The sequence below is a fragment of the Synechococcus sp. UW69 genome, assembly GCF_900474185.1.
Classification (GTDB): Bacteria; Cyanobacteriota; Cyanobacteriia; order PCC-6307; family Cyanobiaceae; genus Parasynechococcus.
Map to the genome: position 1 here is coordinate 35,866 of NZ_UCNW01000006.1, position 20,145 is coordinate 56,010.

The following is a 20,145-nucleotide window of genomic DNA, read 5'->3' on the forward strand; positions in this document are numbered from 1 at the left end:
CTTCCCCCTTAGGGGGTGTTGCTCAATGACTCTCGTTCACCCCGTCTTTGATTGCTGAAAGCAATGTCGAGCGTACGGAGGTAGGTGTGCAGTCCTGCATCCTGGATCGGCAGCACATAGGCGTCTGCGCCGGACTCATTGTGGTGGGAGTGCCAGTAGCCCGGGGGTGTCACGAAGGCTGCACCGGTAACCCAGTCTTCCCGGTGACCATTGCGGATCATTCCGTTGGCGTCCAGTTCGGTGCCAATCATCGTGTAGCACCCCGGTTGGCAGGCCACCGCAAAATCAAGAGCGATCGACTGGTGTCGATGCGGGCGTTGGATCTGACCTGCGGGGAGAATTCCCAACATGGCCCACAGGGTGTGGGTGACGGTTCGTGTCTGAGGAAATGCGTCGTTGCCTAACAGCACACTCACCCGATTGGCGTTGGCTCCTCGAGGATTGTTGGCGATGGCATCCAGCTCAGCGCGAGCATCCTGATGGCCGTAGAAGCAGGGTTCAAACACCGGCTTCACGGTGGTCACGCCCAGATAACGAAGCAGGGGGGCATCGTGCACCCAGTAGAGGCCGGCGCGACCCTTGCTGCTATGAATCGCTTCCCCGCCCGCCGGAAGGACGAACGTATCTCCTGCGCTCCAGTGAAAAACCTGACCACAGGCTTCGGTTTGCCCACGGCCTCGGGCAACGAAGAACAGCTGACTGGTTGCATCTGCATTGGTGCGGAGTGCTCCTTGGTCCAGTCGAATGAAATTGCCGCAGAGGGATGGACCGGTGGCCGGGCCCTCGCAGTGCAACTCGGCACTCAAATCAAGAGATTGAAGGGCCGTCCCAGGCTCATCAAAGAAACTGGCTGAAAAGCTCCGGTAGGGGATCGTGCTGATCAGCCCCTGCTGCAGGGGATTGGCCGCTGAGGCGTAGTCGAAGAACTGCGCCTGGGAACTGGTTGTCGTCGTCGCCTGCGGGGTGATGGTCATCGTTCCTTCCAGCAGCAGAACCATTGGATCGAGGTCGGCACCCTACGCGGTGGGCATTCGATCGCGTTTCAACAGCAGGTAGACAGCAGGGACTGCAAACAGGGACAGCGACGAGGCCACTAGCAGTCCACTGAAGACCACGGTGCCGATGCTGATCCGGCTGGCGGCTCCCGTGCCCTGGGCGAGCAGAAGAGGTAGGAAACCCGCCAAGGATGTGACCGCTGTCAGCAGGATTGGGCGCATCCTGTTCACGGCAGCGTCGACCACTGCTTGGCGCAGTTCCAGGCCTGCTGCAAGCCGTTGGTTGGCGAATTCCACGATCAAAATTCCGTTCTTGGCCGCCAGGCTCACCAGCACCAGGAGTCCCATCTGGCCGTAGACATCCAGCGGAAGGCCCCGCAATTTCAAGCCGATCAGAGCTCCGAGCAGAGCCATCGGCACCGTCAGCAGAATGATCAACGGGTCGACGAAACTCTCGTAGAGCGCGGCCAGAAGCAGATACACCACAGTCACACCAAGGCCGAACAGCACCCAGGTCACCTGTGCAGCCCTTTGTTCTTCCAACGCCAGGCCTGTGAAGGCCAACCCGATGTTGCTGCCTCCAATCCGTTCTCCTGCCTGGGTTAGAGCGTCGATGGCTTCACCGCTGCTGACCCTTGGAGCGGGGATGGCGGTGATGCGGATCGCTCGGTTGAGTCCGAAATGGCGAATGTTGTTGACGCCCTCCTCTCGGCTCAAGCTGGCCACTGTTGCCACGGACACCAGCTCACCGCTGCGATTCCGCACCATTAGGCCGGTGAGATCTTCGGGGCGACGTCGCTCGCGGCCATCCAGCTGCAGAACAATCGAGCGGATCCGACCGCCGTCGAAGGTGTCGTCGATGTAGCGGCCACCGAAAGCTGTGCCGATTTCCCGCAGTGTTGCGCCGTAGTCGAGGTCGAGAGCGGCCAGTTGGTCGCGATCGAGCTCCAGGCGCCAGCGGGGGAAACTGGCATCGAAGCGGGTGCTCACCCGTTCAAAGCTGTCTGTCGCTTGAGCCGTTTGAATGAACTCTTGGGCGACTCGGCCGAATTGCTCCAGGCTTAATTGGCCGCCGCTGCGGTCCAGCAGTTCAAGAGAGAGTCCTGATTCACTGCTGAAGCCCCGCACTGCCGGAGGGGTAATCAGCACGACCCTGGCATCGCCGACCCGTTGCTGAATCTTGCGGTTGAGACGGCGTTTGATGGCGCCACTGCTCTGCTCAACGCCGGGCCGATCTTTCAGGGCTTGCAGTCGCAGGTAGAAGGAACCTCGGTCTTCTCCGCTCTGTCCGAACGAACTGCCGGCATAGAAGTTGCCGGTGCGCACCAGCGGTTCTTCGCTGACGACGCGCCGGATGTCGTCCATCACGGCCACGCTGCGCTCGAGGCTGGCGCCGTCGGGAAGGGTGAAGTAGCCGCGGATCTGACCTTGGTCGTCATCGGGGATGAAAGCTGTCGGCATCACCGCCAACCCTGAGGCTGTGATGACAAGGCCGCTCAGCAGCACAAAGGCGATGAGCCGCTTTCGCTGCAGCCAGTGCTCGAGGTGCTTCGCGTATTGGCATTGCAGTGTTTGCATTCCCTCCCGAAGCCAGCGGCTGAGCTTGCCGATGGCCCCAGGAAGACGGCCACCACCTGGACCCAACACACGGGCGCAGGCCATCGGGGTAAAGCTGAGCGCATTCAAGGTGGAGAACAGAATCGCTCCGCTGATGGCCAGGGCGATGGGTTGATAAAGGCGTCCAATCGATCCAGGAATGAGCAGCACGGGAAGGAACACAGCTGCCAACACCAATGAGGTGGCCACAACAGCAGTCGCCAGCTCAGCCATTGCGTCTTCCGCCGCCTGTTCGGGGGGGGTGCCCTGTTCGATGCGTCCGGCGATGTCTTCGCTTACGACGATGGCGTCATCCACAACGATCCCGGTGGCCAGCACCAGCCCAAACAGGATCAGGCTGTTGAGGTTGGAACCGCTCAGCTTCACAAGGCTGAGGCTTCCCACCAGCGCCACCGGCACGGCAAGGCCCGGGATCAGGGCGAGGCGCCATCGGCCCAAAAACAGCACCAGCACGACCAGCACCAGCAGCACGGCATCGCGCAAAGTGATGAAGGTGCGATCAAGGTTGGCCTCAACCGTGTCGGCCACATCAACGATCATCGAAAGCTCGATGCCCGGCGGGAAGCTCGGTCCCAACTGCTGCAACTTGCGCTTGATCGCCCTGCTCACCTCCAGGGCATTGGCCCCGTCACGCTGGTAGATCCCCACGGCGACGGAGCGCTCCCCGTCCAAATTCATGGCCTCTCGTCCGTAGTTGCGCTGTCCGAGGGCAACCCGTCCCACATCCTTCAGTCGCAGCAGCCCGCCGTTGTCCAGCCGGCGCAACACGAGATTCTCGAAATCCGACCTGCTGCGGAGGCGCCCCTCCGCTTCCACCGGAAGGCTCAGCAGCTGGCCCGATGGAACAGGGGCCGCGCCAATGCTGCCAACGGCAGCCAAAACATTCTGTTCAGCCAGGGCTCGGCTGACATCGCCAAGGGTCAGGTTGGTTTGTTCGAGGCGTTGCGGATCCAGCCACAGGCGAAAGGAGAGTTCACTGCTGCCGAAGATCTGCACATCGCCGATGCCTGGTGTGGTGAGCAGTGCGTCGCGCAGGGTCTGGTCCAGCCAACCTGTGAGAAAAGTCGGGACGTATTGATCGGGTGGGTGGCTGAACCCCAAGATCATCAACAGGTCTTCCGAGGAGCGACGCACCTGGAGTCCCTGGCGCGTCACCGCTTGAGGCAACCGGCGGCTTGCGAGGTTGACCTCGTTCTGCACCTTGATGGCATTCAGCTCGGGATCTCCCGCGTTGAATCGCAACGAGATGCTGGCGCCGCCTTGCCTGCTGGTTGAGCTGATGCTTTCGACCCCTTCAAGGCCATTCAGCTGTTGTTCCAACACCCGTGTCACGCTCTGCTCCACCACCTCCGGCGAAGCCGCAGGGAAGCTGGCGTTAACGCTGACGCGGGTGGGCGCGAGTGGCGGAAGATCCTCTAGCCCAAGGCCGAACAGCGCTGTGCAGCCCGCCAGGAGGATCAGCAGGCTGCAGACGACCGTAAGGACCGGCCGTCGGAGAAACGGCTGGGAGATCGACCGCACCTGGACGTCTCAAAAGTGTGTGGATCTTGGCAGGAAAAATCCCCCGATTGCCTGCGGGGCAAGCAACCGGGGGATTAATGGTTTGGGTGAAGGGCTCGGGTGAATGAATTCAGCCGACGCTCCAGACACCAGCAGCGATCTTGAACAGATCCTGAACGTGAACGGTGTTGCAGAGGAACCAGGCAAAAACGGCGCCGCCGCAGCCACCAAGCCAGAACCCACTGGTGAAGTCGGACCAACCTGTGCGGGTGAAGAGGTCGGCGGGAGGATTCTCAACCGTGACGTCTGCCGGGGGGATGTTGGGTTGCTTGCCGGGCTGGTTGTACAGCAAGAACAGCAGGCTGAGGATGTGAACAGCACCAATGGCGGCCAGCAGACCGGCGGTTTGCTGATACTCGGTGGCACGCAAAGGGCCACAGATGGTGAAAGGTCCGAAGAGCAGATAACCGAAAGCTGCGCCCGTTTCCAGGCCACGGAAGTTCGGGGAAATCCCAGGGCGGTAAAGGGGCAGGTTGTTGATCAGTCCCTTGATGAAATAACCGCTGTTGACGGGGGTCGCAAGATTGCCGACGCAGGGATCAGCAGCAGGAGTGACAGTCATGAGTTACGAGTGCTGAGGGGTTGAAACGATCCGCAGTTCGCGGTCACTCGGCAGCGGTGATCACTCGACCAACAAGGACGATGAACACTGCGGGAAAAACGATTCCGGTGATGGGCACAAAAATCGCAGGCAGCCAGGCAGCAGCGAAATCTCCAGTCATGTCGAGGCCAAAAGCTTCGCAGCTACTGTAAGGAGGTCCGATCTGACGGCCTGCTTTAGGCCGCGTCGGCGACATAAAAGTTCAATCCGCATGCAGAACGTTCTCCTCCCTGGTGCCGTCGTCCTGCTCACGGTGGTGCTCTGGTTGCGCAGGAAACCGGTCAAGCCGATGCTCTCCAGCACCGATGCCAGTGGTATTGCCCAGCTCAATCGCGCCCAGCTGGAACTGGTGATTGAGCCAGCCTCTGATGGGGATTCCGCTGATGGGTCACTGGAGTCCTGGACGGCACCAACAAGCGAGCTGGAGCATCTTGCTTTGCAGCGTCGCTTGAAAGCTGATATGGAGGCTGGGCCAGAGGAACGGTTGCGTGCCGTCCGTTTGGCGGCTCGATGGGGGCATCGTTCAGCGCTTCCTTTGCTGCGCCAAGCGCTGCGGGACAGTGATGCACGCGTGGTGGAAGAGGCGGCCGCCGCGATCGCGCCGTTCCGTGGTGCTCCAGCTGCGGCTCCGACCCTTCAGGCGGCTCGACTGCCCCGCAACGTTTCACGGATGCGATAGATCGGCCGATCCTGGCTTTCGTGATACGTGCGGATCAGCAGTTCACCGAGGAGTCCGAAGCAGAACAGCTGAATCCCTGCTAACCCGAGCACCACGGCCAGTGTGAGCAGAGGGCGGTTGGCGATGTCGCCCCCCATCACTTTGATCGCCAGTAAGTAGGTGCTGGCAATCAAGCTGGCGGCAATCGCGAGCAAGCCCCCGAAGCCGAACACATACATCGGTCGGGTTAGGAACCGCTTCATGAACCAGACGGTGAGCAGATCCATCAACACCCGGAAGGTGCGGTCGATCCCGTACTTGCTGCTGCCGAACTGGCGGGCGCGGTGATTCACCTTCACTTCGGTGATTCTTGCGCCCTCGATGAAGGCCAGGGCGGGAAGAAAGCGATGCAGCTCTCCATACAGCCGCATATCTGCCAGCACCTCCCGTCGATAGGCCTTCAGTGAGCAGCCGTAGTCATGAAGTCGCACGCCGGTCACCCGTCCGATCAAACGGTTGGCCATCCGGGAGGGCAATTTGCGTTGAAGCGCGGCGTCCTGGCGCTGATGGCGCCAGCCACTCACAAGGTCATATCCCTCTCGCAATTTGGCCAACAGCATTGGGATGTCGGCTGGATCGTTCTGAAGATCGCCATCCAGGCTGACGATGACCTCTCCACCAGCAACGTCAAACCCTGCTGCCATGGCTGCGGTCTGCCCATAGTTCTTGCGCAGCAGCACAGCCACTACTTCCGGTACGTCGCTGCTGACTTGTGCCAGCACTTCTGCGGTGCGGTCGCTGGATCCATCGTCGACAAGGACCAGTTCAAATGTCTCACCGGTTGGACGCAGTGCCGAGATGAGCTGGTTAACCAGATGGGGAAGGCTTTCCTCTTCGTTGTACAGCGGCACCACCACCGAGAGATTCAGAGGTGCACTCATGCCGGTCGCGCTGCGAGTCGCTCAACTTAAGCAGGGTCCCTGCCGATCTTGCTGACAGCGTCAGGAGAGATGGGATCCGTCATGGCAACGAACCACACGACCTGCGCTGCGAAATTCAGCTCGGTAATGGCAAGCGACCGGGTGTCGGTCGCGGCTGTGGAGACTGTCGATGCCGATTCCATTGCGCCCATGGGCCTGGCCTGAGCTGTGGCGATAGCGGCCATCGCCGAGATGAAGCCCCACATGGGTGCAACGCCGGCGTGTGCCGAAAAACAGCAGATCTCCCGGTTTCAGCAGGCTGTAATCGTCGGGAAGAGCAGCAATCGGTTGGCAGAACCGTTCTTGTTGGTAGGCGTCTCGCGGAATCCAAATGCCTTGGCTGGCGAAGGCCATTTGCATCAGGCCGGAACAATCCATGTCCGGCTCGGTGGTTCCGCCCCACAGATAGGTATTGGGCTGTTGCTGGGCGGTTTCGCTCCAGGCGAGCACGCCGGGCAGCCTCCGTTCAATGTCCGACTCGCTCAGCAGCGACGGTCTCCAGGGTGAGCATTGCTCAGCTCGCCCCAGGACAGCCTCAAGGTCCAACCAGCAGCGGTAACCATCCTCCAGCAGCTGCACGGCGATCCTGTTGCGCTGCTTCTCCAAGATGCGAAAGCGGCGTCCACGACAGGCCTGCGTGGTCAGATTCTCGCCATTAGGTCGCGCATAACCATTGACGTCCTCACACAGCTGCCAGCTGGAACCTGCCTGAATCAGGTCTGGGGCCAGCAGGGTGCCTAACGTCGCCATGGCCCAATCGAATCGCTATGGCGTTCTACCGTCCCGATCCCGACATGGCGGCTCGGCTTGAGACGGCACTCGATGCGCTCGATGCAGACGGCCGTCCGGGGCTGCGCAACAGTTTGGCGATCACCTGGGTGCGTTACACCGATGCTGCACCGGAGGCTGGTCAGGGGTGCGGCGCCTCCTGGAATCAAGACCGGATCCTCTATCCGGCCAGCGTGGTCAAACTGTTTTATGCCGTCGCCGTTGAGCAGTGGTTGCAGCGCGACCTGATCCCAGACGGTGATGAACTGCAGCGCGCCGTGCGCGACATGATCGCCGACTCCAGCAACGATGCCACTGGGCTCGTGGTTGATCTGCTTACGGGCACCACCAGCGGCCCTGCACTCCATGGCGAGCGCTGGGAGCTCTGGACCCAGCAGCGTCGCTTGATCAATGCCTGGCTGCAGAGCTTGGCCTGGCCAGAGCTGGAGGCGGTGAATTGCTGTCAGAAGACCTGGGGAGATGGTCCCTATGGCCGGGAGAAAATCTTCTATGGAGCCGACAACAGCAACCGCAATGGCTTGTCCACCGTCGCGACAGCCCGGATGTTGGAGGCCGTCATGACCGGTGCGGTGGTGTCGCCGCCGGCATGTCGTCGGCTGCAAGGTCTGTTGCAGCGCTCGCTGGATCAGCAGCAGCGGCGTGCCGATCCTGAGAACCAGGTGGATGGGTTCCTCGGCGAGGGCTTACCCGAGGAAACGCAACTGTGGAGCAAGGCCGGTTGGATGAGTCAGGCCCGTCATGATGCGGCTTGGTTTCAGGCTCCCGATCAGCAGCCACCGACCTTGCTGGTGGTGTTCACAACGGGCCCTGATCGTGCCAGGGATGCATCCCTTTTACCGGAGTTGGCACGGCAACTCAGCCAGTTCACCAGCTCCGAGGAGCGGGTGGATTAAGCACATGAGCTTGGAACGGAGAGGGAGGGATTCGAACCCTCGACAGAAGTTGCCTCCTGTAACTCCTTAGCAGGGAGCCGCTTTCAACCACTCAGCCACCTCTCCAGCGGCGCACCCAGAGTACCAAGTGCTGGGCAGTTGGTCAGACTTCCACGCGGGGCAAGCGTCGTTTGAAACCGCAGAGGATTTCCCAGGGAATCGAACCGCAGTGATCGCTCCAACGTTGAGGGCTCAATTCAAGCTCGCCGTCTCGACCAAGCAAGGTGACGATGTCGCCTTCTTTCAGTTCGGGTGCATCGGTGGCATCAATCAGAAGCTGGTCCATGGTGATGGCCCCCACCTGCGGGAGCAGGTGATTCCGATGTATGGCATGAATGTGCCCGCTGAGAGACCGCAGAACGCCATCGGCATAGCCCAGGCCCACCACCGCTAGTCGGGAGGGGCGCTGCGTGACGAAGCGATGGCCGTAGCTGACGCCTGTTCCGGCAGGGACTGCACGGATGAGGCTGACCCGGGCACGTACGGCCAGGGCGGGTTGCAGGGGAATGACGTCGCTCAGGTGGGCAGCAGGGGCATGGCCGTACAAGGCCAGGCCGACGCGGACGAGGTCGTGGTGCAGCTCACGATTGAGCAAGGTTCCAGCGGAGTTGGCTAGATGGCGGGTGATGCTGTCGCCCTCTTGTGGCACGGCCGAAAGCATGTTGACGAAGCGATCCTGCTGGATGCTTGTCAGGGAATCGTCGGGTTCGTCTGCACAGGCCAGATGGCTGTAGATACCCACCAGATTCAGATGTTCCAGGCTTTGAAGCCCCGCTGCGGTCTGATGACTGTCGCTGAGGGAGCAGCCCAGCCGTGCCATGCCGGTGTCGATCTTCAGCTGCACGTCGAAACGTCGACCACTGTCGGCTGCGAGCGCGTTGCACAGCTGAGCATCGCTGAGGCTGCTCAGGGTGGGCATCAATCGCCAGTGCAGGCAGGTGTGTAGGTCGTCCGGTTCGTGGAGGTTGCTCAGCAACAGCACCGGTGCCTCCAGACCAGCCCGGCGCAGCTCGAGGCCTTCCTGGAGTGTGGCTACTCCAAGGCTGGTGGCTCCCCCCTGGAGTGCTGCTCGTGCCACGGTCTCGGCGCCATGGCCATAGCCATCGGCCTTCACAACCGCCATCAACTGGGTGCGAGGGCCAAGGTGATGGCAGAGAGCCTTGGCATTGGCCCGAATCGCTGCAGGTGAGACTTCCACCCAGGCACGCTGACGTGGATTCAGCTCCGGAATCACAGGCGGTGCTCGGCGCTACCGAGACGGCTTCATGTGGCCGATAGCATGACGCTTATTGAGTGAGCTGGCATGGGCCAGGTTCTCGTTCTCAATGCGTCCTATGAGCCGCTCAATATCACCACCTGGAGGCGGGCGGTGGTGATGATGCTGAAGGGAAAGGCCGAAGGTCTGGAACATGACCCCTGTCGGCAACTTCGTCAGGGCACCCACCTGCCGACCGTGATCCGATTGCGCCAATACGTACGGGTGCCCTTCCGCCAGCTGCCCCTGACGCGTCGCAATGTGTTTCAGCGGGACAACCACACCTGCCAGTACTGCGGCAGTCGTGACGATCATTTATCGATCGACCATGTGATGCCACGAAGTCGTGGAGGCGGCGACACCTGGGAAAACGTGACAACAGCCTGCCTCAGCTGCAATGTTCGCAAGGGCAACCGAACGCCAAAGGAGGCGGCCATGCCTCTGAGCCATGTGCCGCGCCGTCCGGCCAGCAGCCTCAGTTTCGAGGCCCGGCGTCAGATCCATTCAGGCCATCACCAGGAATGGGCGAAATACGTCATCGGTTCTTGAACGTCAGGCGTCGGTCTGTTCGCTCAGGGCTTCGAGTTTCTGACGTTGTTCTTCGGCGATGCAGGCACCGATCAGGTCCTCTAATTGGCCCTCCAGCACAGGCTCCAGAGTGAAGTTCCGGCCCAGCCGGTGATCGGTGGTTCGGTTGTCCTTGTAGTTGTACGTGCGGATTTTTTCGGAGCGGTCTCCACTGCCGACCTGAGCGCGTCGGTTGCTGCTTTCCCGTTCCGCAGCAGCAGCTTGTTCCCGCTCCAGCAATTTGGCCCGGAGGATTTCCAGGGCCCGTTCCCGGTTCTGTAACTGGGAGCGTTCCTGGGTGCAGAACACGCGGATGCCCGTGGGTTTGTGGAGGAGGTCCACGGCGGTTTCCACCTTGTTGACGTTCTGTCCCCCTGCACCACCCGAGCGGGCGGTGCTGATCTCCAGATCCTTTGGATCAAGCTGAACTTCCACTGCATCGGCTTCCGGCATCACCGCCACAGTGGCGGTGGAGGTGTGAACCCGCCCCTGGGATTCCGTAGCCGGGACGCGTTGAACCCGATGGACCCCCGCTTCAAATTTCAGTTGGCTGTACACGCTGTCGCCGCGCACCGAAAGGATCAGCTCTCGAAACCCTCCCAGGTCGGCCTCCGTGCAGCTCATCGGCTGCACCGCCCAGCCCACCTTCTGGCTGTAACGCTCGTACATCCGAGCCAGATCACCGGCCCAGAGACAGGCCTCATCGCCTCCTGCACCGGCTCGAATTTCGAGCATCACACTGCGCTCATCGCGGGGATCCCGCGGTAGTAGAGCCAGGGTGAGTCGCTCCGTCAGCGTTGTGTGCTTTTCCTGGAGGCTGACCAGTTCATCCTGGGCCAGTTCCTCCATCGCGGCATCACCGCGGCTGTCTTTGAGCAGCTGACGTGCTGAATCCCGCTCGTTCTCGAGCTTTTTCAGTTCCTCAAAATCGAGCACAAGCGGCTCAAGCCTTGATCGCTCCCGCGCGATCGATTCGAGCCGCTTTGGGTCAGCGGCCACATCAGGATCAGCCAGCTGCCGCTCGAGGTTGCGGAAGCTGGCTGTGGCCGTTTCCAGCCGAGAAAACAACGTCGAGGCGTCCATGCCCCGTGCTCACCCTCAGGCCTTGGACTCGGCCTGGGCTGGTTCGGCACCTTTCTTTTTGGTGCCCATGCCGTACTTCTTCATGAAGCGGTCCACGCGTCCCTCGGTGTCGAGGATCTTCTGGGTGCCGGTGAAGAAGGGGTGGTTGCCGCTCCAGACGTCGACATGGATCTCTGGCTGGGTGGCACCAGTGGTCATGACCACTTCGCCGTTGCAGATCACCTTGGCGTCGGGATACCAGGTGGGGTGGATGTCGGGCTTTGGCATTGGTAAAAAATCAGCGCTTGGAGAACTGAGGAGCCTTACGGGCTTTCTTGAGACCGTACTTGCGACGTTCCTTGGCACGGGGGTCGCGGCTCAGGTGACCTTCCGTCTTGAGAGGCTTGCGGTTGTCAGCGGAAAGCTCACAGAGGGCGCGGGCTGCACCCTGCTTGATGGCGCCTGACTGACCTGTAAGTCCACCGCCGTGAACATTCACCAGAATGTCGTATTCGCTAGTGAGGCCAAGGGTCTCCAGGGGAGCTTTGACCGCTGCGATGTACGAGGGGTTGTAGTTCAGATAGTTGTCACCGGGACGACCATTGATCGTGATCGTTCCATTGCCGGGAACAAGGCGTACACGGGCGACTGAGGTCTTACGGCGACCGGTGCCCCAGTAAACGACGGAGTTGCTGCTCATTTGGCGGATGCGGAGGGGTTGAGCTGGAGAGGCTGGGGCTTCTGAGCCGCATGGGGATGCTCGGTGCCCTTGTAGACCTTGAGCTTGCGGAACATCTGGCGGCCCAAAGCGTTGTGAGGAAGCATGCCTTTGATGGCCTTCTCCACAATCCGCTCTGGAATCCGTTCCTGCAGAGCCTCAAAGGTTTCAACCTTCATGCCCCCGGGACGTCCGGAGTGACGGCGGTACAGCTTCTGCTGGGGCTTTCTGCCGGTGACTTTGATTTTCTCGGCGTTCACAACGACGACAAAATCACCGGTGTCCAGATGGGGGGTGAAGCTGGGGTTGTTCTTGCCGCGAAGCACGGCGGCTACCTCAGTGGCCAGGCGGCCGAGGGTCTGATTCTCAGCGTCCACCACGTACCACTGGCGGTCGATCGAATCAATCGGGGGGAGAGAGGTCTTGTTCATCGCGCCGGCATGCCGGTTCGGGTATGTCCCGCCTGTTGCAGCGGAACTGGGCAAAGGGGGTCGGTCCAGATCTGGACCTGACGGGGCTCAAAGATCGAGCTTACTCTTCAGCCCTCCAGCTCCTTCGAGTTGGGCAGCACTCCGAGTAGAGGCCCGTTTATCCCGGCGTTGAGGGTGGATCCGGAGGCGGATCGTTCTCAGCCAGAAAAAACCACGGCTGACTATTATACCAGCCGGCTTTGGTGAAGATGGGCTCGGCATAGCCAGCCCGAAGCAGGCAGAGCCCCGAGGCGGGTGCTGCCTCCTTCACCTCATGGCGTCGTCGTTCGCGCCAGCGCTGTTCAAAGGCAGCAACGCTGAGCCTGTGCTCGCCGACTGCCACCAGCTGGGCCATCAGCAGGCGAACCATGCCGTACAGAAAACCGCTGGCCTGAATTTCGACCCGTAGAAGATCGCCATCACGTTCCACGAGAACCTCCTGCACCGTTGTTCGGGCATGGGCGCGACGGCTGCCTGCCTTCATGAAGGCACTGAAGTCGTGCAGGCCAAGCATCGTGTTCAAAGCGTCCCGCATGCGGGACGCATCCAGCCTGTGTTGGTAACGGTGCCAGCTCCACGGACTGAGAAACAAGTTGGGACGTCGTCCGTTGTAAATCGTGTACCTGTATCGCCGGTATGTGGCCGAATAACAGGCATGCCAATCGAGCGGACGGGTGACGGATTCGCGCACACGAATCGTGCTGGGGAGGCGTCCGTTCAAGGCGGGGGCCCATTTGCGAGCCGGGATCGGACCACTGCAGTCGAAATGCACGACCTGGCCTGCAGCATGAACACCGGCGTCAGTTCGGCCTGCAGCGAAGCTCTGCACAGGCCGATGCGGATCAAGCTGTGCAATGGCATCCTCCAGCACGGCCTGAACGCTGCGACCGTTGCGTTGACGCTGCCATCCACAAAACGAAGAACCCTCGTACTGAAGACTGAGCGCAATCCTCTGAAGGGACGACGACTCAGGACCTGCAGACGAGGGTTCGAGGTTCAAACGTCAGGACTGACGTGAGGTGTGATCAGACCAGTTCAATGATGGCCATTTCGGCGTTATCACCACGACGGGGAACAGTCCGGGTGATACGGGTGTAACCACCTTTGCGATCGCTGTAGCGGTTGGGGGCCTTGTCGAACAAAGCGTGGACAAGCTGCTTGTCGTAGATGTATCCCATGGCCCTGCGGCGGGAGGCGAGGCTGCCGTCCTTTGCCAGGGTGATCATGCGCTCGGCTTCGTCGCGAAGCGCCTTGGCCCGTGCCTTGGTGGTGGTAACCCGACCTTCCCGAATCAGCTGGGTGGTCAGGGCGCGCAGCATTGCCTTGCGCTGGTCAGCTGGGCGTCCCAGCTGAGGAACTCGGCATTGATGACGCATGGTTCTGTTGGTGACGAAGACGAAAAAGGACGTTCAGGCCGTGCTGCAGTTATGCAGAGGTGCGGCTCTGGGGGATGGAGATGCCGATGCGCTCGAGGGCTTCGATCACTTCATCAGCGGATTTAGAACCGAAGTTCTTGATCTCGAGCAGATCCTCATAGCTGAAGCCCATCAGATCAGACACGGAGTTGACCTGAGCGCGCTTGAGGCAGTTGTAGGCACGAACCGAAAGGTTCAACTCTTCCAGCGGAATCTGTGCTTCTGCCGAAGGCTCCGGCTCAGCAGGGACTTCCTCAACAAGAGTGACCGTGGCCAGCGGCTGGAACAGCTCGATCAGTTGATTGGCTGATTGAGCTAGGGCGTCGTCAGGGGTAATGGAACCGTCAGTGACGATCTCAATCCGAAGGCGCTCCCGTGCTGAACCGCCTTCGGCAACGGCGGTTTCATCGATGGTGAAGTTGACCCGGGTTACGGGCATGAACACAGCATCGATCTGGAGCAGATCAATCGCACTGGTTTCTTCGTTGTAACGATCAACCGGGCGATAGCCGACGCCGCGTTCCACATGAACTTCCAGCTCAAGGCTGTGTCCATCGGCCACAGTCGCGATCGGACGATCGGTGTCGACCACCTGGACCTGGGAGGAAAACTGAAGGTCGCCGGCCTTGACTTCGGCAGGACCAGCCACAACGAGGCGGCCGATCTCGAGCTCGCCAGAGCGGCTGTTGACAGTGAGCTCCTTGCAGTTCAACAGGATGTCGAGCACGTCCTCACGAACACCAGGCACCGTGGCGTATTCGTGATTGACTCCTGCAATACGAATCGCGGTCACGGCACTGCCTTCGAGCCCACCCATCAGCACGCGACGCAGCGCGTTGCCCAAGGTCGTGGCCTGGCCACGTTCAAGCGGACCAATCAGGAACACACCCGATTGGGCGCGATCCTCGGATACCTGATGCTCAATGCGATCAATCTGGTACTGCAGCACTGTCTGAATCGGGGTAAGTGGAGAAACCGGACGGAAATCAGGTCGGTTCAGACGCGGCGGCGCTTAGGCCGCCGGCAACCGTTATGAGGCAGGGGGGTGACGTCACGGATGAGCGTGATTTCGAGACCAGCAACCTGGAGAGCGCGGATGGCGGTCTCGCGTCCTGATCCAGGACCTCTCACCAGAACTTCGATTTGGCGCATCCCTTGATCAAGGGCACGACGGGCCGCTGCTTCGGCAGCCGTTTGAGCAGCGAAAGGGGTTCCTTTGCGGGCACCTTTGAAGCCACTCGCACCTGCGGACGACCAGGAAATCACTTCACCGGCAGTGTCGGTGATCGAAACGATGGTGTTGTTAAAGGTGCTCTGGATATGAGCAACACCGTTGGGGACGTTGCGCTTGGCCTTCTTGGGCCCGGATTTTTTGACGGTTTTTGCCATGGCCGAATGCAGTCAGGGTTAAGGACGTTGAGGGCTTACTTCTTCTTGCCGGCCACAGTTTTCCGCGCGCCGCGGCGGGTCCGAGCGTTGGTGCGGGTGCGCTGTCCACGAACGGGAAGGCTCATGCGATGGCGACGGCCACGAAGGCAACCAATGTCCTGCAGGCGCTTCAAGGCCATGCCTTCCTGCCGGCGCAGGTCACCTTCAATGGTGTATTCCTCCATGGCATTCCGGAGCTTCTGAAGATCTCCGTCCTCGAGATCTTTGACCCGGATGTCAGGGCTCACACCGGCTTTGGCCAGAATGGCCTGCGAGCGGGTGAGACCAACTCCGTAGATATAGGTGAGGGACACTTCAACCCGCTTGTCGCGGGGAATGTCAACGCCGGCGATCCGTGCCACGGTTGTTCAATTGAAAAGGACAGATGCCTCCGAGGTCCTGGAGGCGAGGATGTTCAGAACAGCGGGGGATCAGCCCTGACGCTGTTTGTGCTTGGGGTTGGCGCAAATGACCATGACCTTGCCGTGGCGACGGATCACCCGGCACTTGTCACACATTTTCTTGACTGAGCTGCGCACCTTCATGAGGCGTGGCTCTCCAAATTTCCAAACGGCAACGTTACCATGCGGGTCAACCAAGCACTAATTCGATCCGCTTGGTGATCTCCTCTACAGAGCCCTGGGCGGGGACGGACACCAGCAGCTCCTTATCGCTGTAGAAGCGAATCAGAGGTGCTGTCTTCTCCCGGTACACCTCCAAGCGGTTACGGATCACAGCTTCGTTGTCGTCGGCGCGACCCCGCGACAGCAGCCGTTCAATCAAAACAGCGTCATCGAGCTCCAGCAGAACCACGGCTTGGATGGGTTGCTTGAGTTCGGCAAGAAGTGGTTCCAGCGCTTCAGCCTGGGGGACCGTGCGGGGAAACCCATCGAGAAGCCAGCCGTCTGTGGTTAAAGCCTTCATCTGGCTTTCCACGATGGCCAGCACCAGGGCGTCACTGACCAGTTCGCCACGGTTCATCACCGCTTCAGCTTCTTTGCCCAGTTCGCTGCCTGCTGCGACTTCGGAGCGCAGCAGATCACCCGTCGACAGGTGCTTCATGCTGTTGGCATCGCACAGGCGAGCAGCCTGGGTGCCTTTGCCGGCTCCAGGAGGACCAAGAAAGAGCAAGCGATTTTTCATGGTGACGTAATCGTGAAGTTGAGAGAACAGAAGGTGCGCTGCTCAGCAGCGCTCACTGGCGAACGAGCCCTTCGTAGCGCTGCGAAATCACATAGGTCTGGACTTGCTTGGCCGTGTCGATGGCCACACCAACCAAGATCAGCAGCGAAGTGGCTCCAAGGCCTTGGAAGGTCTGCACATTGGTGGCGCGTTCGACGCCAGCTGGAATGATCGCGACGGCGCCGAGGAACAGACCACCAAGCAAGGTGAGACGGTTTTGGACGCCCGAGAGATATGTGGCGGTGGCGCTGCCGGGGCGAACGCCTGGAATGGCGACACCGCCGCGTTTCAGGTTCGTGGCAATGTCAGCGGGATTAACGGTGAGTGATGCGTAGAAATACGAGAAACCCAGGATCAACGCAAAAAATGTGAGCGCATAGGGCCAGGGGTTAGCGGCTCCAGGGTTCAGGGCGCTGGCTGCGCGGATCAACAATTCGCTTTTGGTCAGATTGGCGATGGTGACCGGAAGAAAAATCAGGGCCGAGGCGAAAATGATCGGCATAACCCCACCAGCGTTCAGCTTGAGCGGTAGGTAGCTCTGACGGGTGGGGAGAACGCCTGCTCCACCCACCTGGCGCTTTGCACTCACGATGGGGATCCGGCGCGCTCCCTCCTGCACGAAGATGATTCCGACGATCGTGGCCAGGAACACCAGCACCAGAACAACGATGCCAAGAACGGTGTCGCGGTCACCAGTCTGAGCGGCTTCGATCGTCGCACCAAGCGTGCGAGGCAGTGTTGCGACGATGTTCAGGAAAATCACAAGGGAAGCGCCTTGGCCAATGCCCCGCTCTGTGATGACTTCACTAAGCCACATCACCACCATTGACCCGGTGACCAAGGCAAGCGCTGTCTGCACGACAAAGACCACTTCGCTCAGGCCTTCCACGGCGTACTGGCGCAGGATCATTGCGAAGACCACGCTCTGGACGAGACCCCAGCCCAAGGCGACATAACGGGTGATCTGGGCGATCTTTCTCCGACCTGCCTCACCTTCATTCTTCTGCAGATCCTCCAACTGAGGCAAAGCTGCGGTTAGCAGTTGGAGGATGATCGAAGCATTGATGAATGGCAGGATCCCCAGGGCAAAGATGCCCAAGGTGGAAATGCCACCACCGGTGAAGATGTCCAGGAAGCCGATCAGTTGTCCGCCCTGATCGATGAACTGCTTGAACGCTTCTCGATCAATTCCTGGCATTGGGATGTAGATCCCAAGACGCACCAACAGCAGCAGCCCGAGCGTGGTGAGCACGCGACTGCGTAGCCCAGGGTTGGTGATCAGCTGGCTGATCACTTCGGAGGCGTTGGGGTTGCGACCCCGACTGACGAGCATGTCTGGAGGAAAGTGAAGTTGGGCGAAAAGCCAAGAAGCCGCCCGTGGATCGAAATCCAGCGGACGGCTCAGACCCTAGGGCTGACTGGGGGACGAGCCCCCGTTTAGTCGAGGGTTTCGCAGGTGCCGCCTGCAGCTTCGATCTTGGTGCGGGCGGAGGCGGTGAACGCTGAGGCCTGAACTGTCAGCTTTTTGGCTGTCAGTTCGCCATTACCGAGCATCTTCAGCGGATGCTTGGGGCTGGTCACAATGCCGTCCTTGACCAGGGAATCCAGGTTGACGGTGCTGCCCTCTTTCACGTTGTTCAATGCCGAGACATTGAGCACAGTGAAGTGCTTGGGATTCACCAGGGGGAAGTGCTTCAGCTTCGGTACCCGGCGGTACAGAGGCATCTGGCCACCTTCGAAGCCTGGACGAGTGGGGCGGCCAGAGCGGGACTTTTGACCGCGCATACCGAAGCCGCAGCTGGCACCCTGACCTGCGGCGATGCCGCGACCTTTGCGCAGTTTGCGGCGACGAGCGCCTTTATTGGATTTGAGGGAATCGAGTCGGAGAGTCATCGGGAATCAGGAGTAGATCTGCTCGAGGGAGATTCCCCGTTCCTTGGCCGTCTCCTTGTGGGTGCGGAGAAGCGACAGGGCCACCATGGCAGCCCGGGCATTGTTCAGGGGTGTCTTGCTGCCCAGGCGCTTGGCCAAGACATTTTTGATGCCGGCGAGTTCGAGCACCGTGCGGATGGATCCGCCGGCGATCACACCAGTACCAGGGGCTGCAGGGCGAATCAGCACGCTTGCTGCACCATCGCGACCATTGGAGAGGGTCGGGATGGAGTTGTGACGGGTCAATGGCACTTTGACGAGGTGCTTTTTGCCGTCGGCAACACCCTTGCGGACGGCGCCGATCACATCACCAGCTTTGCCGACACCAACGCCGACTTGGCCTTTTTCGTTGCCGACGACGACGATGGCGCGGAAGCTCATCTTTTTGCCGCCTTTCACGGTCTTGGAGACGCGGCGGATTTGCACCACACGCTCCTGCCATTCGGAGTCGCGCTCTTGGCCGCGGCGACCGCCGCGACGGTCTCCACGACGACCATCACGGTCGCCACGACCACGGCGTTGCTCCTGTTGCTGCTGCCCTTCGGCTGCCGCTGGAACGTCGGCCGCACCCGGTACGGCGTTGGGATTGGATTGGGGGGAGGAATCTGTCATGGGTTAAGCAGGAATCAGAACTGAAGGCCCGCTTCCCGGGCGGCGTCGGCAAGGGCTTTAATCCGGCCGTGGTACAGATTGCCGCCACGGTCGAACACCACCTGCTGGATGCCTTTGGCGATGGCTCGCTTGGCCACCAGTTCGCCAACGGCGACGGAGGCGTCGCAGCTACCAGCAGGAGCCTTGAGACCGGTACGCAGCTCTTTGTCGACGGTGGACGCAGAGCAGAGAGTGCTCTGAGCCGCGTCGTCGATGACTTGGGCGTAGATGTGATTGTTGGAACGGAACACTGCCAGCCGCGGACGGTCTGGGGTGCCAGTGATGTGGCGGCGCAGACGCCGGTGGCGTTTCTGCGTCTGTTGTTTGCGGGAAAGTTTGGACATGGTGGGTGAAAGGAAGGAACGTCAGGACAAGGCTTATTTCTTGCCGGACTTGCCCGCCTTGCGCAGGATGTGCTCGCCCTCGTACTTGATGCCCTTGCCCTTGTAGGGCTCGGGGGGACGGACGGCGCGGACCTTTGCGGCTTCGTTGCCCACCAGCTCCTTGTCGATGCCGGAGACGATCACCCTGGTGTTGTTTTCCACCTTGAAGGTGATGCCTTCAGGGGCCTCCAGCTCCACGGGGTGGCTGTAGCCAGCACTTACCACGAGGGTTTTGCCTTTGACCTGGGCACGGGAGCCCACGCCGACGATCTCCAAAGCTTTGCTGTAGCCGTTGCTGACCCCTTCGATCATGTTGGCGACCAGGGTTCGGCTCAGGCCGTGGCGCTCTCGGGAGATGCGCTTGGTGCTCGTGGGTGAGACCACGATGGAGTCGTTGTCCTGACTGACGCTGACGCCTTCAGGAAGGGTGCGTTCCAGTTCACCCTTGGGTCCTTTCACCTTGACGGTGAGTCCGTCGAGGGAAACCGTGACCTTCTCAGGGACGGGAACGGGGTTTTTGCCGATTCGTGACATGGTTCAGCTCCGGATCAGTAGACGTAACAGAGCACTTCGCCACCGACGCCCTCACGGCGGGCGTCGCGGTCGCTCATCACACCCTTGGAGGTGGAGATGATCGCCACGCCCAGTCCTCCGAGGACTTTGGGCAGGCCGCGAGTGTTTTTGTAGATGCGGAGACCGGGCTTGCTGACCCGCTGCATCGAGCGGATGGTGGGCAGCCTGTGCTTGCCGCTGTACTTGAGGGCGAGCACCAGTTCGGTGCGAACGCCTTCACCCTGCTCGCTGATTTCGGAGATGAAGCCCTCCTGCTGCAGCACCTTGGCGATGCTGCGAGTCATCCGCGAAGCGGGGATCTTGGTGGTTTCGTGACGTTTCTCACTCGCATTGCGAATGCGGGTGAGCATGTCGGAAATGGGGTCGTGGTTGGCCAT

The 20,145-nt window shown here is 60.6% G+C and carries 27 protein-coding genes and 1 tRNA gene; 3 read left to right on the top strand and 25 right to left on the bottom strand.

The annotated features are described in order from the left end of the window. Positions 1–8: 8 nt before the first annotated feature. From DXY29_RS02815 to DXY29_RS02830, 4 genes are all read right to left on the bottom strand, one after another. Complete coding sequence (locus tag DXY29_RS02815; RefSeq protein ID WP_244279292.1) at positions 9–998, bottom strand: cupin; 990 nt, start codon at positions 996–998, stop codon at positions 9–11. 18 nt (positions 999–1,016) lie between these two features. Beyond that, positions 1,017–4,133 carry an efflux RND transporter permease subunit gene (locus DXY29_RS02820; RefSeq protein WP_115022753.1) on the bottom strand — a complete coding sequence of 1,039 codons (3,117 nt, stop codon included), beginning with the start codon at positions 4,131–4,133 and terminating at the stop codon, positions 1,017–1,019. A gap of 109 nt (positions 4,134–4,242) precedes the next feature. Continuing rightward, positions 4,243–4,734 (bottom strand): photosystem I reaction center protein subunit XI, encoded by a 492-nt coding sequence (locus tag DXY29_RS02825; RefSeq protein WP_115022755.1) that lies wholly within the window; start codon positions 4,732–4,734, stop codon positions 4,243–4,245. A gap of 43 nt (positions 4,735–4,777) precedes the next feature. Beyond that, positions 4,778–4,894 carry a photosystem I reaction center subunit VIII gene (locus DXY29_RS02830; RefSeq protein ID WP_006851672.1) on the bottom strand — a complete coding sequence of 39 codons (117 nt, stop codon included), beginning with the start codon at positions 4,892–4,894 and terminating at the stop codon, positions 4,778–4,780. Between the two features lie 90 nt (positions 4,895–4,984). On the opposite strand from DXY29_RS02830, the gene DXY29_RS02835 reads away from it, so the two are divergent. Further along, complete coding sequence (locus DXY29_RS02835) at positions 4,985–5,452, top strand: HEAT repeat domain-containing protein (protein WP_115022757.1); 468 nt, start codon at positions 4,985–4,987, stop codon at positions 5,450–5,452. Here DXY29_RS02835 and DXY29_RS02840 read toward each other — a convergent pair. Both DXY29_RS02840 and DXY29_RS02845 read right to left on the bottom strand, forming a co-directional pair. Further along, positions 5,410–6,372, bottom strand: coding sequence for a glycosyltransferase family 2 protein (locus DXY29_RS02840; RefSeq protein ID WP_115022759.1), 963 nt, complete (start codon positions 6,370–6,372; stop codon positions 5,410–5,412). The genes DXY29_RS02835 and DXY29_RS02840 overlap by 43 nt on opposite strands. A 60-nt stretch (positions 6,373–6,432) precedes the next feature. Further along, positions 6,433–7,161 carry a C40 family peptidase gene (locus DXY29_RS02845; RefSeq protein WP_115022761.1) on the bottom strand — a complete coding sequence of 243 codons (729 nt, stop codon included), beginning with the start codon at positions 7,159–7,161 and terminating at the stop codon, positions 6,433–6,435. Between the two features lie 17 nt (positions 7,162–7,178). Here DXY29_RS02845 and DXY29_RS02850 point away from each other — a divergent pair, with 17 nt between their 5' ends. After that, positions 7,179–8,093, top strand: a complete 915-nt coding sequence (locus tag DXY29_RS02850) for a serine hydrolase (RefSeq protein ID WP_115022763.1) — start codon at positions 7,179–7,181, stop codon at positions 8,091–8,093. Positions 8,094–8,109: 16 nt separating this feature from the next. Here DXY29_RS02850 and DXY29_RS02855 read toward each other — a convergent pair. Both DXY29_RS02855 and alr read right to left on the bottom strand, forming a co-directional pair. After that, positions 8,110–8,198 (bottom strand) — tRNA-Ser (locus DXY29_RS02855). A 37-nt stretch (positions 8,199–8,235) separates the two neighbouring features. Then, the gene (gene alr / locus DXY29_RS02860; protein ID WP_170952096.1) at positions 8,236–9,366 is read right to left on the bottom strand and encodes an alanine racemase; all 1,131 of its coding nucleotides are present in this window, start codon (positions 9,364–9,366) and stop codon (positions 8,236–8,238) included. Positions 9,367–9,435: 69 nt separating this feature from the next. On the opposite strand from alr, the gene DXY29_RS02865 reads away from it, so the two are divergent. Continuing rightward, a complete protein-coding gene (locus DXY29_RS02865) occupies positions 9,436–9,936 on the top strand; it encodes an HNH endonuclease (RefSeq protein WP_115022765.1) in 501 nt (166 codons plus the stop codon). Positions 9,937–9,939: 3 nt separating this feature from the next. Here DXY29_RS02865 and prfA read toward each other — a convergent pair whose 3' ends face one another. The 17 genes from prfA to rpsH form a co-directional block, all read right to left on the bottom strand. After that, on the bottom strand, positions 9,940–11,037 hold the full coding sequence (prfA, locus tag DXY29_RS02870) for a peptide chain release factor 1 (protein ID WP_115022767.1): 1,098 nt from the start codon (positions 11,035–11,037) through the stop codon (positions 9,940–9,942). 15 nt (positions 11,038–11,052) lie between these two features. After that, positions 11,053–11,304 (bottom strand): 50S ribosomal protein L31, encoded by a 252-nt coding sequence (gene rpmE / locus DXY29_RS02875; RefSeq protein ID WP_115022769.1) that lies wholly within the window; start codon positions 11,302–11,304, stop codon positions 11,053–11,055. A gap of 10 nt (positions 11,305–11,314) precedes the next feature. Next, positions 11,315–11,716: a 30S ribosomal protein S9 gene (rpsI, locus tag DXY29_RS02880; protein WP_115022771.1), complete on the bottom strand. Its 402-nt coding sequence runs from the start codon at positions 11,714–11,716 to the stop codon at positions 11,315–11,317. After that, entirely contained in the window at positions 11,713–12,165 is a 453-nt protein-coding gene (gene rplM / locus DXY29_RS02885; protein WP_115022773.1) for a 50S ribosomal protein L13, read from the bottom strand. Before rplM ends, rpsI begins: the two co-directional genes overlap by 4 nt. Before the next feature lie 157 nt (positions 12,166–12,322). Next, the gene (truA, locus tag DXY29_RS02890) at positions 12,323–13,204 is read right to left on the bottom strand and encodes a tRNA pseudouridine(38-40) synthase TruA (protein WP_115022774.1); all 882 of its coding nucleotides are present in this window, start codon (positions 13,202–13,204) and stop codon (positions 12,323–12,325) included. Between the two features lie 25 nt (positions 13,205–13,229). Beyond that, positions 13,230–13,580 carry a 50S ribosomal protein L17 gene (gene rplQ / locus DXY29_RS02895; protein ID WP_006851925.1) on the bottom strand — a complete coding sequence of 117 codons (351 nt, stop codon included), beginning with the start codon at positions 13,578–13,580 and terminating at the stop codon, positions 13,230–13,232. Positions 13,581–13,629: 49 nt separating this feature from the next. After that, positions 13,630–14,568, bottom strand: coding sequence for a DNA-directed RNA polymerase subunit alpha (locus DXY29_RS02900; protein ID WP_115022776.1), 939 nt, complete (start codon positions 14,566–14,568; stop codon positions 13,630–13,632). A 47-nt stretch (positions 14,569–14,615) separates the two neighbouring features. Next, complete coding sequence (rpsK, locus tag DXY29_RS02905) at positions 14,616–15,008, bottom strand: 30S ribosomal protein S11 (protein WP_006850182.1); 393 nt, start codon at positions 15,006–15,008, stop codon at positions 14,616–14,618. 35 nt (positions 15,009–15,043) lie between these two features. Beyond that, positions 15,044–15,409, bottom strand: a complete 366-nt coding sequence (gene rpsM / locus DXY29_RS02910) for a 30S ribosomal protein S13 (RefSeq protein WP_115022779.1) — start codon at positions 15,407–15,409, stop codon at positions 15,044–15,046. A gap of 69 nt (positions 15,410–15,478) precedes the next feature. Further along, positions 15,479–15,592 carry a 50S ribosomal protein L36 gene (gene rpmJ / locus DXY29_RS02915; protein ID WP_006850859.1) on the bottom strand — a complete coding sequence of 38 codons (114 nt, stop codon included), beginning with the start codon at positions 15,590–15,592 and terminating at the stop codon, positions 15,479–15,481. A gap of 46 nt (positions 15,593–15,638) precedes the next feature. Continuing rightward, on the bottom strand, positions 15,639–16,190 hold the full coding sequence (locus DXY29_RS02920) for an adenylate kinase (RefSeq protein WP_115022781.1): 552 nt from the start codon (positions 16,188–16,190) through the stop codon (positions 15,639–15,641). A gap of 52 nt (positions 16,191–16,242) precedes the next feature. Beyond that, positions 16,243–17,562 (bottom strand): preprotein translocase subunit SecY, encoded by a 1,320-nt coding sequence (secY, locus tag DXY29_RS02925; protein WP_115022783.1) that lies wholly within the window; start codon positions 17,560–17,562, stop codon positions 16,243–16,245. A gap of 104 nt (positions 17,563–17,666) precedes the next feature. Continuing rightward, the gene (gene rplO, locus DXY29_RS02930) at positions 17,667–18,122 is read right to left on the bottom strand and encodes a 50S ribosomal protein L15 (protein ID WP_115022785.1); all 456 of its coding nucleotides are present in this window, start codon (positions 18,120–18,122) and stop codon (positions 17,667–17,669) included. A 6-nt stretch (positions 18,123–18,128) separates the two neighbouring features. After that, a complete protein-coding gene (gene rpsE / locus DXY29_RS02935; RefSeq protein WP_011363379.1) occupies positions 18,129–18,773 on the bottom strand; it encodes a 30S ribosomal protein S5 in 645 nt (214 codons plus the stop codon). 14 nt (positions 18,774–18,787) lie between these two features. Then, a complete protein-coding gene (gene rplR / locus DXY29_RS02940) occupies positions 18,788–19,156 on the bottom strand; it encodes a 50S ribosomal protein L18 (protein WP_115022787.1) in 369 nt (122 codons plus the stop codon). 33 nt (positions 19,157–19,189) lie between these two features. After that, positions 19,190–19,729: a 50S ribosomal protein L6 gene (gene rplF / locus DXY29_RS02945; protein ID WP_115022789.1), complete on the bottom strand. Its 540-nt coding sequence runs from the start codon at positions 19,727–19,729 to the stop codon at positions 19,190–19,192. A 14-nt stretch (positions 19,730–19,743) separates the two neighbouring features. After that, complete coding sequence (gene rpsH, locus DXY29_RS02950) at positions 19,744–20,145, bottom strand: 30S ribosomal protein S8 (RefSeq protein ID WP_006850769.1); 402 nt, start codon at positions 20,143–20,145, stop codon at positions 19,744–19,746.